Consider the following 14,295-nt stretch of genomic DNA (forward strand, 5'->3'; position numbering starts at 1 on the left):
AATATCTATGTAAATTTCTAACCATAATTAAATTATTGGCATTTTAGTGAATGATTTTAAAGCTTCAATAATGACTTACACTCCCGAAACACAGCCTCAAACGAGTTTATCCGAAACTTCTCAAGGCTCAATCATACGAATTGCGTACTTTATTATGGTACACGATTATCCGGAGAGGTTTAAGGAGCTTTTCTCTAAAATCTATACCCGTGACCAATTTTACCTCATCCATATCGACAGGAAGGCAACAGCTGAATTTACCGAAGAAATACAACAATTCATCATTCAGTTTCCCAACGCTTTTATATTGGATAGTATGAATATCAATTCTGCAGGTTTCAGCATCATACAGGCTGAAATCAACGCTATGGAATTTCTGTTGAAAGTAAGCTCAAAATGGGATTTTTTCATTAATCTGAGCGGTGAAGATTACCCTTTGAAATCTCAAAATATCATCCGTAAGTTTCTCTCAAAGAACAAAAATAAAAATTACCTGTTCTATTACGACCAGAAGTTTTACAGACCGGACACTCTCCGCAGGATCCAAAATCATTTCACGGAATTGGCCTATAAAATTTCTTCCCTGATCTACAAAAGGGATTTTATGAAGGATGTGACTCCCTATATCGGAGGCAAGTGGCTGATTTTCACCCGTGAAACCTGTACTTTTCTGTGCCGTAATGATAAAGTGGCGATTTTTGAAGACTTTTATCTCCACACATATTTACCCGGAGACTCTTTTTTCCAGACGGTTTTGATGAATACCAGCTTTTCTGATATTATCGTAAATGATGACAAAAGAGCGGTTGCCGACGCCAGACAAAACCCGGAAGTGTTTATTGAATATCTGAAAAACAACAATCAGCTTTTCATACGGAAACTTAATGATCAGACTGATAAGGTGATTTCACAATACATCAAAGAAAGCTATGAGGTCGATCTTCCGGAAATCAGTGATGTCGATCGGGAACTGAGAAGAGATCCGCTTCAGAATAATTGATTAAGATTTAATCTCAGAATAAAAAACAGGTTCTACTATTCTTTTAACAATCCATGATTTGCAATAAAATCGGTTAATAATACGATATGTCGTGCATCATTTTCATTACTTTTATCTATGAAAATAATAAACAGTTATGATTAAAAAACAGAATAAAATTCAGTGATATAGAATACTTTTATGGATTGTAAGCTTTGAAAATATACAATTCATGAAAATTCATAAGAGTATAAATAGTGTCAGAAGATCTATCATGCGAAATCTGACTAAAAACATTGGAAAATCAGATGCAGAAGTAGATCACCAGAAAGATCTGGTAATAAAGAAAATACTGATTTCCAGGCCCAATCACAGATTAGGTAACTTATTATTACTCACTCCCCTGGTTCAGGAAGTAATCGCCACTTTTCCGGATAGTAAAATTGACCTATTTGTAAAAGGCGGAATAACGCCTACAATTTTCAAAAACTACACGAATATCGACCGGACCATTCAGCTTCCTAAAAAGCCATTTAAAAATTTATTTAAATACATACAAGGCTGGGGAATTATTAAAACAAAAAAATACGACCTGGTGATTAACGCCAGTTATGGATCTTCATCCGGCAGATTATCAACCCTTTTCGCGAATTCAAAATACAAAATGTTTGGAGATTTTGATGAAAATACGGCTTCAAAACATACAGATTATCAGCATAATGCGAAAAATTCCATTTACAACCTGAGAGAATATCTCACAAAACTCGGAATGTCTGAAAACACAGCTAAAGTCCCGTCTCTGGATCTTAAATTAGATAAAGCAGAACTCGAAGACGGCAAAAAGAAATTGGCCGATCTTGTAAAAAATGATAAAGAAACAATTTGTCTTTATACCAATGCCACAGGCGATAAATGCTATTCTGAAGAATGGTGGATGGAATTTTACAAGAAATTGGAACAGACTTTTCCGGATTACAATATTATTGAGCTTTTGCCGGTAGAGAATATCTCAAAATTAAATTTTACAATTCCGTCATTTTACAGTACTGATATCCGTGAAATGGGCGGGTTTATTGCCGGTTCCGTGCTGTTTATTTCTGCAGACAATGGTGTCATGCACCTTGCGAGCGCCTCGGGAACCCCCACTATCGGCCTGTTTTCGGTGACAAATGAAAATGAATACAGACCCTACAACAACAGGAGCTTTTCCGTCAATACTCAAAAGGTAGATAATGAGGGCATTATGAGCCTGATCCGTGAGAATTTGAAACAACCTTACATTTTAAATAATTAATATGAAACTGACCTTTGCTGATGGTTTGTCGCAATACAAAGATGATATAATACTGATTTTAAACAAATTTAAAAATGACGGTACATTGATAGGAAATGGCACCAGAAATATTATTAAATTTTTTGATCTTGATGGTTTTAAAGTAAATTTTAAATCATTTAAACAGCATAATATTATCAACAGGCATGTTTACAAGTTTTACCGGAAGTCTAAAGCCAGAAGGTCTTTTGAGTATGCTCACATGTTGATAAGCAAGAATTTTTACACTCCAAAACCCATTGCTTACATTGAAAATCATGATTTTATTGGCTTAACCTCCAGTTATTACATAAGCGAACAATTAGAAAACTCACGCACCTTGGCTGATATTCTCGCTGATAATTCGTTTTCAGACCGGGAAAGAATTATTAAAGAATATACCGCAATGATGCACCGCCTGCACAACAACGGCATTGTATTTCTTGACAATTCTCCGGGTAATTTTTTAATAAAAAAAGAAGGCGATGATTATTGTATCTACCTGGTTGATCTCAACAGAATGAATTTTTATGAAAAGATTGAACTAGACAAACGCCTTAAAAATTTTGCAAGACTGACCAATGATCCGGAAATAATCAAAACTATCGCTACCGAATATGCTTCATTGGAAGGAGCTTCCGCAGAATATTGCTTAGAAAAAATAAATCAGGCAACCCAACGAATGCTTGTAAAACGCAGAATAAAAAAAGTATTAAAGCTTTATAAAAAAGTGATAAAAATTTAATTTTAATTCTCATATTTGATCTGGCCTATATATCAGAGCAAGGCTTGTCATCTTTCAGTTCGGCAGTAAAACCTGGAAACATTACATATTATGGAAAAAGATATAAAAATACATACTGGTCAGGAAGGGCAGTTTTTGGGTGTTGCGGGAGGAAACTATCGAATTGTTGTTCGAGGTGAAGAAACAGACAATAATTTTGCCGTGATTGAGATGATTGTTCCTCCCGGAGGCGGTCCGCCACCTCATTCCCACCCGTTTATACAGGAAACTTTTTATGTTGTGGAGGGAGAAATAGAATTTAAGACAGAAGCAGGTAAAAAAGTTATAGGTAAGGGAGGTTTTGTAAATATTCCTTTGGGTGGTGCCGTCCACTGTTTTAAAAATAATTCCCAATCCATCGTAAAACTGCTTTGTACAGTAATGCCGGCCGGACTTGAAAAATTGTTCGAAACAATAGGCACACCAACAGTAATGGGAGAATTTCCACCTATCCCTGAAATGACAGATGAACGGAAAGCACTTCTAAAACAACTGGACGAAGAATATCATCAAACTATTTATCCTCAGGATTATCTGGATTAATTTTCATTAATTTAACCTAAAAATTATACCCGTTCTACTCTATTCCTTCTTTTCCAGAAAAACATACAGAGATTTGATACGGTTACCTTCAAAAATTGCTATATCCATCCCATTTTGAACTGCATCTTTTCCCTTTTCTCCAAGCGTCCAGGAAAGTCTCCCCATATCCTTATTATAGCTCACAGGATTCTGTAGTGTAAATTTGAATTCTTCTGGGAAACTTTTTAAGAGATTGTCAACCTGCCTGTTAATTGCTTCATATCCAATTATTTCCTGCCCCATTTCATTCAAAACTGCATTTTCTGTGTATAAAGACTTTATTGCTTCCAATCGCAGCGCAGGGTCTCTTTGGTTCCATACTTCGACCAAATTTTTTTCCATTAATTGTATGATATCAGCCATATTTTATTTTTAAGCTAATTTCGGCTAATCCATCATTGAAAACGATGACCTATATCAATAACTTCAGCGGATACAAAAATTTTTAAACATTCTATTATTTTTAATTAATATTTTTCAGAAAGGCTCATCAATTTTTCGGGGTAAAAAGATGAAACAATAGGTACAATTCATAAAGAAAGTCTAGTATATTTAAATCAATTAAGTTTTATATCACATCAAACAGAATTATTAATGTAAAAAAGATTATTATTGTAACATCAAATATGAAAAATATTCGCCATTTCACTATTATTTTATTTATAATTTTCTTCCAACCGTTGTACTTTTCTCAGATTCCGGGAATGATCAACTATAATCAGGAAGATGGGCTGAATTGTGCGGTTACCTATTGTATGGTCCAGGATGATGATGGATTTATCTGGATAGGCAGTGATAATGGTTTTTTCAGATTTGATGGGGTTGAATTTAAAAATTATAATGCTAAACAGGGACTGAAAAATATAGAAGTATTAAGCGTTTTACCATTAAAAAACAAAATTTTCATAATTCCTTTCCTTAATAATATTGCTTACTTAGAAAAAGGAGTGATTTATAATACAAACACAGATCCGGAGCTGCGTAAAATAAAAACCGGAGCCGGCGGTTTTGATGCTTTTTACAATAAGAAAAGAGATGAATCTTTTATTTTTAATACTACCGATTTTAGCCGTATTTACAAATATAAAAATGATAAGGTACAATCAATTCCTTTGTATTTCAATTCTCCAAAAGACCAGCTTCGTCTCATTAATTTTGATATAAACTCTCAAGAGCTAATTTTAAGAGATAATAACAATAAAATTTTCTCTTATAATATTCTAACAAAAAAAGAGCAAATTTTTAATATCGACACAGACAAAGAAGAATGGCCCATCCAGATGGAAAAAAATATTCTCATTTCGGTAAACAAAAAGGGGAATAGGATTTTTTTATATCGCCTCGAGGCTAATACTTTCAGGAAAATACATACCATAGAACTAAAAAAAGAGAATAATGTTCACAGTATTTATATTGATGATGATGAAAGGCTTTTAGTAGGCTTAAACAGTGGTGGTATATTATTTTTTAATCAGCCGATTTCAAATTTTTCTCCCTCAAAGAAACCTTATTTGTTTCTTCAGGACTATGTAATCAATGATATTTTAATAGACACGGACAAAAACATGTGGTTTTCCTCCCGGGATAACGGTCTGTTTTTTATTTCTCAAAAATTTTTCGCCAATTATATCAACTATTTTTCTGATATAAAAAATACTGCCAATATCACGAGCATTGCTGCAAATTCCAATTCGGTATTTCTTGGCTATAACATCTCCAAAGCAGCCATCTATTCTCCAAATAAAAAATATACAGAATTTGTCTTGGACCATTCTCAAAAAAATGAACACAGAGCAATCTATGCCAATAACAAAACTGTTCTTTTTGGACAGACCCAAAGGGTATCTCAAATGGATCTTTCTAGTTTTAAATCATTTGCGCCCAAAACTTTACAAATTTTTAATATTAAAAATATTGTCCCCTATCTCAATAATGAGGTGCTTATCTGCAACAATTCTAATCTAAGCCGCTATAATTTTCAATCGAAACAAATTGTCGGAACCCTGTTTAATGAAAGATGCTACACTGCATTGCCTTATCAGACTGACAGCCTGTTTGTAGGAACTTTCAAAGATTTGTATAAGGTAAATGCAAAAAATAAGCAAAAGAAATTGTTCCTGGAAGGCTATTATTTCACCGATCTAAAAAAATTGAAAGACAATTTATACGCCGGCGCTACCAACCTCCACGGAATTGTAATATTCAATAACCATAAAATCCTTCAGCAGATAACTCAAGCAGACGGATTGGCCACAAACCAAATAAAAAAAATAGATCTTGAAAAACCTAATATACTCTGGGCCAGTACCAATACCGGACTGATAAGGATCGAACTCACAAAAAATAAACCTAAAATCAACCTGTTTACCCAAACAGACGGCCTCCCATCTGATAAAGTAGCCGGATGCGTGATCAAAAAAGATACTTTGTATATAGGAACATCCAATGGATTGGGCATTTTATCAATTAAAGAACTATTGACCCAGCAAAAGTTTATTAATAAAAAAGTAATCATCAATTCCGTAATCATGGGAGCCCGGGAATATTTTGATATCACCAAAAATCTGATAACCGAGACTCCGCATAATGATATTATATTTAATCTGAGCTTTCCGGATTTTACTTCTCAGGGAAAAATAACCTACAGATACAAAATGGAAGGCCTTAATGACAACTGGAACATCAGTAATTCTTCAGAAATTATATATAATTCTTTACCTCCGGGGAAATATATTTTTAAAGTTTTCGGATTAGGTCATGGCGGAAAACAATCGTATACGTATAGCTCAGTTCCTATCGAGATTAAGCCCCGTTTCTGGCAGACATGGTGGTTTAAGGTATTGGCTGCTTTGCTGATGATTCTACCAATAGTATTTTTAATAAATATATCGCTTCAAAAACAACGGGACAAAAAATTAAAGAAAATCATCCACGAAAAGAAAATAGCAGAACTTGAGCTGCAGGCCATTAAAGCACAAATAAATCCACATTTTATCTATAACTGCCTCAATTCTATCCAGTTTCTCCTCTATAAAAAAGATTATAAAGAAACGGAAAACTATCTGGATATTTTTTCTCAAATGATCAGGAAAACTTTACATTATTCCGAAAAAACATTTATGTCGGTGAAAGAAGAGACAGAATATCTTTCCCTTTACCTGAACATGGAAAAATTACGCTTAAAAGATCAGCTCGAATATACAATTACCATTTCGGAAAGTGTAAATCCGGAATGGCAGATACCTTCCCTGCTTGTGCAGCCGTTCGTAGAAAATGCCATAAAACACGGTATTCCCAGCCTTAAAGACCGAAAAGGAAAAATTGATATTTATTTTGATTACTCAGATTCTACACTTTCCATTGCTATTGAGGATAATGGTGTGGGAATTCAAAATAAACAGGAAACACTGGCGAAAAATAATTCATTCGGGGTTAAGCTTTCCCAAAAAAGGATCGATACTTTCAAACAGCTCTTTGATACCAACGTTGTTCTGGAAATCAACAGCCTTTCTGAAAAAACACATGGAACACAGATAAAACTATACATTTCACCCTATGAGAACAAAAATACAGGCCTGCATCATTGATGACGAACAGGACGGCAGAGATTACATTTCCCTCTTACTGCAAAATGAGTTTCCGGAGATCCAAATAGCCTTCCAGGCGGCAAGTGTGGAAGATGCGTATATATTCCTCACCAAAAATTCACCCGATATTCTTTTTCTGGATATTCAGCTGAAGGATGGTAACGCCTTTGACCTTCTTTCGAAATTTAAAGAGATTCAGTCTGAAATTATTTTCATTACCGCTTTTGAAAACTTTGCCATTCAGGCGATTAAAAACGGAGCGACAGACTATCTTTTAAAGCCTATTAAAAAAATAGATTTCGTAACTGCCGTCAACAAGGCATTGGAGAATATCAAAAAAACAAAAGCTTTAATAAACAATCCGGGACAGAATAAAATTGCCTTACCGACTGCTCAGGGCTTTACATTAATTGATATTGCTGATATTGTTCATTGTGAAGCAGATTCCAACTACACAATTTTTCATCTTAATAATAAAACAAAAATTCTGATATCCAAGACACTTTCTGATTTTGAAAAACATCTTCTGGAATATAATTTTTTCAGGATCCATCATAAGCATTTAATTAATCTTTCTCATCTAAAAGAGTATATGAAAGGAAAAGGCGGCCAGGTGGTGATGACGGATAATTCTGTTTTGGAAGTATCTGTGCGAAAAAAGAACGATTTCCTGCTCCGGATAGAATACCGGGACTAACCAGACACTTATTACTGGATTTTTACACTTACGCGCCGAAAGTAAACACTTGCTGGTTTGTACTATCATGGTTTCCAATGCTAAATAACATTCAACAAATTGCAGTTCTAAACTTTAAAAACACCTGTGACTTAATCACACTTATGAGAAAAAACAATGCATTTACTAGCTGAGAGGCACCATTTAATCGTTTATACTGGTGCACAGCTTAATTGTTTGATACATTTAATTTCACAAATTATTTAATACTATGAAAACAAACAACTGTGAAATTATTATAAAACATTTTGTTTTATTGGATTCAGCTGCAACAGATGAAACTTTCCGTTTATCCATGGGTGGTAAACAGAGATGTTTAAAAAAAATTACTCGGTCTTTTCTCGTCACTGCCATCACTTTATTTTATTCTCATGCAAAAGCGCAGGTAAAAACCGTCGAGCCTTCACATGAGACACCCTCAAACGTAATCACCTCTTTGTATAGTAAGGAACGAAGTGATATTTCTAATTTTACTAAGAATCAATCATCCAGTTCAGTTATGATTGACCTTCACGCCAATGAAGTAAAAGCGGTAATGGCCAACCAGGATTATTTTTCTGCGGATCTTTTTCTAAATGATAACCTTACAAGAAAAGCTCCAACAGGGCACAATACTCAGGTCACCCGTTATGATAATAAAAAGATTCTTCTTGATGGGCTTACACGTGACAATCTTACTGTTTATGAGATCCTCGACCGATACACATTGCGGGATAAGAATATAGACAGTGATTACCTTTATGACAATACATATTATCTTTTTCGTGATGAACAGGGCAACAACGTTGCTACAGTATACTATATCGACAGAACCATCGGATTTTTGAAATCTGAATATAAAATCGTGACCGTAGAAAAGCAGTCCGCTGCTTTCCCGATGGTTGTGGCGCCTAATCCGGCTAGACATATGATCAGCATTACGTATCAGGTTGAAAAAAATGGTGAAGCAAGCCTGCAGATTATGGATATGAATGGCCGTATTGCAGATACTGTGTTCCGTAATAAACAGGTCGGAAGCGGAAAACACACAGTTCAGCATAATATCAATCTTCCTGCCGGTAACTATCTGCTTCAGTTCAATGTACAAGGGCAGTCACCCGTTACTCAAAAACTAATTGTTCAATAAATCCTGAAAATCATGAGAAAATTAATTTTACTTTTATCCTATATATTATTAGGCTTAACATATATTAATGCACAGTGCCCAAATGGTGATGCAGAATTAAACAATTTGAGCAACTGGCAGACTTATGTTGGCAACAATACAACCGGTACACTGAATTTGTCAACTTTTACCGCTGGTTTATCCCCTGTTCAACATGCAGTTGTGACTGCTGGTAATGATCCGGTAGTTGGAGCGGCCATCCCAATGGTGGGAGAAGGTAACTATTCTTTCAAACTGGGAAACACGACAGCTCAAAGAGGGGCAGAAATTATGTCATATACTTTTACAGCTGGAAGTTCTTTATCCTTTATGTATGCTTTAGTTTTACAAGGTGCTCATTCTGAATCTTCAATTAATGGTTTTTTTAGTTTTTGGATCAGTACAACTAATGATCTTGCCAGCAGTACAGCACCAGGCAATCTGATAGGAACTCCTTACAAAGTTAACGGCAATAATAACATATTTGATCCTTTTCTTCGGTCAATGACTTATATGGGAGATAACCTTTCTTATAAGGAATGGCAAACACAGTGCGTTAACATCCCTTCTCAATATATCGGACAGCAACTTACCATCTACTTTGCAACGGCTGATTGTACAGATGGTGGCCATTTTGGTTATGCTTATATTGATGCGCTTTGTAAACCGGTTCCTCCCACACCTGTTATCACCGGACCTTCTGTGGTCTGCAATATTGATGACCAGATTCTTTTTAGTGGCAGCAGGACTGTAAATGAAACTCAATATTTTTGGATGGCCCAGGAATGTGATGCTTCCGGTAACCCGATTGGAAGTCCTCCTTTGGCAATAATACAAACCGGACTCGTTGGTAGTTTTAACCTACAATCCGCTATACCTAATTTACAGAATGGTCATTATTATAAAGTTACACTTAAGGTTCGTAATTGTGGCAGCAATTGGGTAGAAACCTATAAAATCGTTAAAATTGATTATCCTCCCATCAATACGAGCAATAAAGTTATCTGTTGCGGATCAAGCGTTGCATTAAAAGCTAACGTTACCTTTGCAGGCAATGGTACAGCAACCAACTATAAATGGTATGATGAAACCGGCAATTTTATCGGTAATGGGACTATCTCGTGGTCTGGATCAACTATAGGTGGTCCGTTCATTTCTACTAACACGATTTCAGTAACTCCTACAAGGAGTACAAAGTACCGTATTGTGTATGAATATAATGGCTGCAAAAACCAGCAATGGGTTTATGTTACTGCTATTCAAAATGTAAGGGGAGCTTTCGCCTGTGTAACCTATAATAATTGTACGGGATCAGGCACGGTTAGGTTTGATCCATGGATCAAGCTTTGCGGCAGTGAAGCTGAGCTTGGTTCAGATTACAGCTTCCATATGCAACAAGCTGTCAACAGCATTCAGTATTCCTGGAGTACAGGCAGCACATCCGATACTTCTTCCGTTACTGGAAACAATACTTATACCGTGACAGTAACCAGTGTTTGTGGAAGCCAAACTGCAACAGTGAAACCACCTGTTTTTACCGGAGCCTTTCCAGGTTTATTTATACCTACTGGAATGACTGTTAGCAATCCGTTTGTAATTTATAATACATTAATGAATCAATATGCTGTTCCTGCGTACAATGCTTATGCCTACGAGCTTAGTGTATATGATCGTTGGGGAACCCGTGTTTATTACAAGTATGAAACAACATGTTTAGGGTTTTATAATGGGCAGATCAGATGGGACGGCAGATACACGCCTGATGCGAATGGCAATCCTGGCCCCTACGTTAATATTCCGGGAGTATATATGTGGAAATTAAAGTTGACCAATTGCAGTGGAACACAAAATTATCAAGGAGATGTAAGCTTTATTCAATAATTATATTAATTTACATTTTTAAGCCCGGCATTCTGTGTCGGGCTTTTTTTAGTGCTTGTCTCTTTATCTTTCTTCATTAATTTAGCATAAAAGTTTTATAAACTCAGCATCACAGCAAAATTCTAAATTAAAGGATTCTGCAATCCCCTATTTAGTCTCAAAGAGCATCATCCATCTTGAATCCTGATGAATTACTTCGAATTCAGGCATCTTTTGAAGAGATATTTTATCAAGTTTGTTTCTTAAATTAAGCAGATTCAGAAAATCCAACGAAATATCTTTATACTTCTGGTTATCCTTAACTTTTGTGGCTATTCTAGAAAAAAGTTTAGCTGCTTCCAGGCTTTCCTCGTCGGTCATGCCGTCAGCAAAAGTTGAAGCTGAGTTATAGCTATCATAAGTGCGTTGAAAATCGCCAGCTTTATAGGCTGCTTTTGCTGTATTAATCAATGCCTTTACAGTGTCCTTTATCTGTTTACGAGCCTGAATATATTCCTGCTTTGTCGGCGTCTTGTAGGCAAAACCGTAGCTAAGAGCATAAATTTCTAAGCTTGGCAATCCAATTTTTTTCCTTTCCTGATTCGTATTCCACTCCTGATTAATATCACGAAAGCTACTCGCCATTCCATTTGAAGTCCAGTTTACCTGCGTGCCATATTCTTGTAAATAATTCAGATTGCAAAGAACCCTGTCAGAAAGAAATGCGTAGTTTTCCAGATTTACTTCTTTGCTTTCGATCAAGGGTTTCATTTTTTCCAGGACTTTCCTTTGAAAGGAAACATCATGGTCTGCATGCTGCACAATGAGCCAAAGATTATTCTGCCCGTCCTTACCTATGTCTGAAAGCTTTGGCCATCCATAAGTTCCGACGATATTTTTTGCTTCAAGCCAGTTTTTTTGATCCGATTCTCTAATATCCTGATCAATTTTCTCTAATTCTTTTGCATCTTTAGTCTGTACTTTCTTATACCGAAGCTGTTGGTCTGAAATTACCATCAGGTTTATTTTTCGCCTCAAGGCAGGATTTTTAAGTTTCTTTTCATACTCCCTTTCTTTCTTTACGGCTTTTGCCACAAGTGTATTCCACATTAACGGATCTGAATTTTTTATGTACTCAAAATAAGGATCAATCATTAACCAAAGAGATTCTGTCCAGCCATTATCTAAGGCTAATTGTAGGTAATATCCCGATCTTTTTGCATTTCCACTGAGAGCATAAACTCCCGCTGCTTTATAGGCATTAGATGCATCCGGAGTTCTGACTTTAAAGGCCGCTTCGTAGCTCGGGATCGCCTTGCCATAATCTTTTTGAAGATGGTACAGGCTTGCTCTTGCAAGCTCTGCTTCTGCGGAGAGATTTGACTGTGCAAAAGCATTTATATTCAACACGATAGCTATGAAAAGACACATCAGATATTTCATGTACCTAAGTTAATTAATTTTTATATAAATAGGTTTGATTTAAGTTAAAACCATATCTATACGTACGTTCTGAGCATATAAATATCTGAATATTTCATTAAAAAAATAATAGAGCTTACAGTATAAGCTCTATTATTTTAATTCTCCTCTTACATCTTCTTTTCAAATTATATCATTATTCCGGAGAACTCTTTAATGATTTAATATTTTTGTTGTACTATCTAATTCTTTCAAGATTTAAAAGATACATTCCGTTTCCTGCACCTGGATTAAATACCGATGCCACCATTGTCAAAAAAATCCTATAATTTTCACCAGTACCTGTGCATACCTGATAGTTGATAAATTCACCAGCACTGGCGCCTCCCCTATAGAATTGGGTATAGGTTGTAGTCAAATTTACAATTTCAGTATCACCTTGATTGATCCCGCTGGTAGCAACTTGAAATCCTGCTACACTTGAATTAGGAATTGAGGCACCTGTATTACTTCTTAGCAAAATACTTCCCTCATTTACGGTACCATTGTGTCTTACACAGATACTCCCAAGACAGGTTTCGCTTGCTGCAGATCCAGCTGGTGTATTAGGAGTATAAGAATTTACCTGTACAACCGCAGCACCCGTACTGCCTTGTACTGCTACACATCCCCAATTTGGAGCGGCAGGGGTTCCAATATTTGTCTGCAGACATTTGCTGGTAATAGAATAAATCATTAATCCCGTTGCCGGTAAAGCGATAGCATCTCTTTGTGTATTAGTCATACGTGGAGGAAGAAATCCCTTGCTGGTTGTATTAACCTCAACAGAAGATGAGGAATCCGGAGCAATAGTACCTACACCTAAACGTCCTTCAGGAGTTATTATTACATCATTTGTCTGCTGAATGGCCGTTGGAGTTCCTGTAGTAGGATTATCTTTTGCACCATCGATGTGTAAAGGGCCTTGTGGGTTGGAAGTCAGAATACCAACCTGACCTGTTACAAACGCATTTCCTGCAATCAGAAACATTAAAAGGAGGATGTTGTTTTTCATAATAATTTTAAAAACTAATTAATTATACTCTTATTTATATTAAGCTGAAATTTTATTTGTTGCGAAAATCAGATTAATAAGCTTCTAAAGGATGGATAGCAAACAAAAAACTAGATTTGATATGAATAAATTTGTAATTCATTTTGAAAGATTTCTGCTAAAGACCACAAAAGTAGTTTTCATAATGTTATGCAGAAAGCTAATACCTTGTCATTTTCCTGAAAACGGATAGTTATTTTAGTTTATAATGTTATTGATTTTCAACTGATTGAATAGTAAATTCTAATTCATACTGTATTTATTGAACGATCTTGAACAAATGAAGACCTATTCTATTCTAATAAGAATATTACAAGAAAAAAATGATTTTGAGTAATAGGTTGTAAGATTTTGGAACTAGCTGGAGCTTCGTTCAAAGTCAGTTTTTTCGGAAAATGATTTTATACAAAATCTTCTGCTTTAAAGGAGCACAAATCAAAATTAGAGCTTACAAAATGCTGGAAAAGCAAACGTCAACAACAAATAATTATGATATATCCATAATTTTTATTCTACAAGCAGTCGGGCATAAAGCCACAGGCAATAATGGGTCCACAGGTTCTTATATCTTACAGGAATCTGACGGAGGATTCATATTGTTAAGTGATTCCGCATCTTCCAACAACTTTAGTGTAACCGATACCAATTATGCGGCAGGATCCGGAGATTACTGGCTTTTAAAACTTCTTCCTTCATTGGAAATAGGGTGGATACCAGATACTGGTCAACGATAAATCATACACATTAACGATTCTAAAAACACAGTTCGTTACAAAACAAACTTTTGTTCCCATTA

General features: G+C 35.5%; 12 protein-coding genes. 9 read left to right on the top strand and 3 right to left on the bottom strand.

The features are described 5' to 3' along the window. Window positions 1-70: 70 nt before the first annotated feature. From ATE47_RS09785 to ATE47_RS09800, 4 genes are all read left to right on the top strand, one after another. On the top strand, window positions 71-1,000 hold the full coding sequence (locus ATE47_RS09785) for a beta-1,6-N-acetylglucosaminyltransferase (RefSeq protein WP_062161793.1): 930 nt from the start codon (window positions 71-73) through the stop codon (window positions 998-1,000). Between the two features lie 211 nt (window positions 1,001-1,211). After that, the gene (locus ATE47_RS09790; protein WP_062161794.1) at window positions 1,212-2,273 is read left to right on the top strand and encodes a glycosyltransferase family 9 protein; all 1,062 of its coding nucleotides are present in this window, start codon (window positions 1,212-1,214) and stop codon (window positions 2,271-2,273) included. 1 nt (window position 2,274) lies between these two features. Beyond that, window positions 2,275-3,036, top strand: a complete 762-nt coding sequence (locus tag ATE47_RS09795) for a lipopolysaccharide kinase InaA family protein (RefSeq protein WP_062161795.1) — start codon at window positions 2,275-2,277, stop codon at window positions 3,034-3,036. Between the two features lie 90 nt (window positions 3,037-3,126). Then, a complete protein-coding gene (locus tag ATE47_RS09800; RefSeq protein ID WP_062161796.1) occupies window positions 3,127-3,618 on the top strand; it encodes a cupin domain-containing protein in 492 nt (163 codons plus the stop codon). A gap of 39 nt (window positions 3,619-3,657) precedes the next feature. Here the strand turns inward: ATE47_RS09800 and ATE47_RS09805 are convergent, their stop codons facing one another. Then, a complete protein-coding gene (locus ATE47_RS09805) occupies window positions 3,658-4,020 on the bottom strand; it encodes a nuclear transport factor 2 family protein (protein WP_062161797.1) in 363 nt (120 codons plus the stop codon). 263 nt (window positions 4,021-4,283) lie between these two features. Here ATE47_RS09805 and ATE47_RS09810 point away from each other — a divergent pair, with 263 nt between their 5' ends. The 4 genes from ATE47_RS09810 (at window position 4,284) to ATE47_RS09825 (ending at window position 11,005) form a co-directional block, all read left to right on the top strand. After that, a complete protein-coding gene (locus tag ATE47_RS09810) occupies window positions 4,284-7,244 on the top strand; it encodes a sensor histidine kinase (protein WP_082632561.1) in 2,961 nt (986 codons plus the stop codon). Continuing rightward, window positions 7,213-7,941 (top strand): LytR/AlgR family response regulator transcription factor, encoded by a 729-nt coding sequence (locus tag ATE47_RS09815; RefSeq protein WP_062161799.1) that lies wholly within the window; start codon window positions 7,213-7,215, stop codon window positions 7,939-7,941. Before ATE47_RS09810 ends, ATE47_RS09815 begins: the two co-directional genes overlap by 32 nt. A gap of 250 nt (window positions 7,942-8,191) precedes the next feature. Next, the gene (locus ATE47_RS09820; RefSeq protein WP_062161800.1) at window positions 8,192-9,106 is read left to right on the top strand and encodes a T9SS type A sorting domain-containing protein; all 915 of its coding nucleotides are present in this window, start codon (window positions 8,192-8,194) and stop codon (window positions 9,104-9,106) included. Between the two features lie 12 nt (window positions 9,107-9,118). Then, window positions 9,119-11,005, top strand: coding sequence for a hypothetical protein (locus ATE47_RS09825; RefSeq protein WP_062161801.1), 1,887 nt, complete (start codon window positions 9,119-9,121; stop codon window positions 11,003-11,005). Between the two features lie 147 nt (window positions 11,006-11,152). On the opposite strand, the gene ATE47_RS09830 is transcribed toward ATE47_RS09825, so the two are convergent. Both ATE47_RS09830 and ATE47_RS09835 read right to left on the bottom strand, forming a co-directional pair. Further along, the gene (locus tag ATE47_RS09830; protein ID WP_062161802.1) at window positions 11,153-12,427 is read right to left on the bottom strand and encodes a DUF6624 domain-containing protein; all 1,275 of its coding nucleotides are present in this window, start codon (window positions 12,425-12,427) and stop codon (window positions 11,153-11,155) included. A 217-nt stretch (window positions 12,428-12,644) separates the two neighbouring features. Continuing rightward, on the bottom strand, window positions 12,645-13,460 hold the full coding sequence (locus ATE47_RS09835; protein WP_150114812.1) for a hypothetical protein: 816 nt from the start codon (window positions 13,458-13,460) through the stop codon (window positions 12,645-12,647). A gap of 494 nt (window positions 13,461-13,954) precedes the next feature. Between ATE47_RS09835 and ATE47_RS09840 the strand changes: the two genes are divergently transcribed. Next, complete coding sequence (locus ATE47_RS09840; protein ID WP_150114813.1) at window positions 13,955-14,233, top strand: hypothetical protein; 279 nt, start codon at window positions 13,955-13,957, stop codon at window positions 14,231-14,233. Window positions 14,234-14,295: the final 62 nt, after the last annotated feature.

Origin of the sequence: Chryseobacterium sp. IHB B 17019 (assembly GCF_001456155.1) — a bacterium.
Lineage (GTDB): Bacteria > Bacteroidota > Bacteroidia > Flavobacteriales > Weeksellaceae > Chryseobacterium.

Excerpts from the sequence above, each read along its gene's own strand:
- ATE47_RS09790 (WP_062161794.1), top strand. The coding sequence starts at position 1,212 with ATGAAAATTCATAAGAGTATAAATAGTGTCAGAAGATCTATCATGCGA.
- ATE47_RS09785 (WP_062161793.1), top strand. The coding sequence starts at position 71 with ATGACTTACACTCCCGAAACACAGCCTCAAACGAGTTTATCCGAAACT.
- ATE47_RS09795 (WP_062161795.1), top strand. The coding sequence starts at position 2,275 with ATGAAACTGACCTTTGCTGATGGTTTGTCGCAATACAAAGATGATATA.
- ATE47_RS09800 (WP_062161796.1), top strand. The coding sequence starts at position 3,127 with ATGGAAAAAGATATAAAAATACATACTGGTCAGGAAGGGCAGTTTTTG.
- ATE47_RS09805 (WP_062161797.1), bottom strand. The coding sequence starts at position 4,020 with ATGGCTGATATCATACAATTAATGGAAAAAAATTTGGTCGAAGTATGG.
- ATE47_RS09815 (WP_062161799.1), top strand. The coding sequence starts at position 7,213 with ATGAGAACAAAAATACAGGCCTGCATCATTGATGACGAACAGGACGGC.
- ATE47_RS09820 (WP_062161800.1), top strand. The coding sequence starts at position 8,192 with ATGAAAACAAACAACTGTGAAATTATTATAAAACATTTTGTTTTATTG.
- ATE47_RS09825 (WP_062161801.1), top strand. The coding sequence starts at position 9,119 with ATGAGAAAATTAATTTTACTTTTATCCTATATATTATTAGGCTTAACA.
- ATE47_RS09830 (WP_062161802.1), bottom strand. The coding sequence starts at position 12,427 with ATGAAATATCTGATGTGTCTTTTCATAGCTATCGTGTTGAATATAAAT.
- ATE47_RS09810 (WP_082632561.1), top strand. The coding sequence starts at position 4,284 with ATGAAAAATATTCGCCATTTCACTATTATTTTATTTATAATTTTCTTC.
- ATE47_RS09835 (WP_150114812.1), bottom strand. The coding sequence starts at position 13,460 with ATGAAAAACAACATCCTCCTTTTAATGTTTCTGATTGCAGGAAATGCG.
- ATE47_RS09840 (WP_150114813.1), top strand. The coding sequence starts at position 13,955 with ATGCTGGAAAAGCAAACGTCAACAACAAATAATTATGATATATCCATA.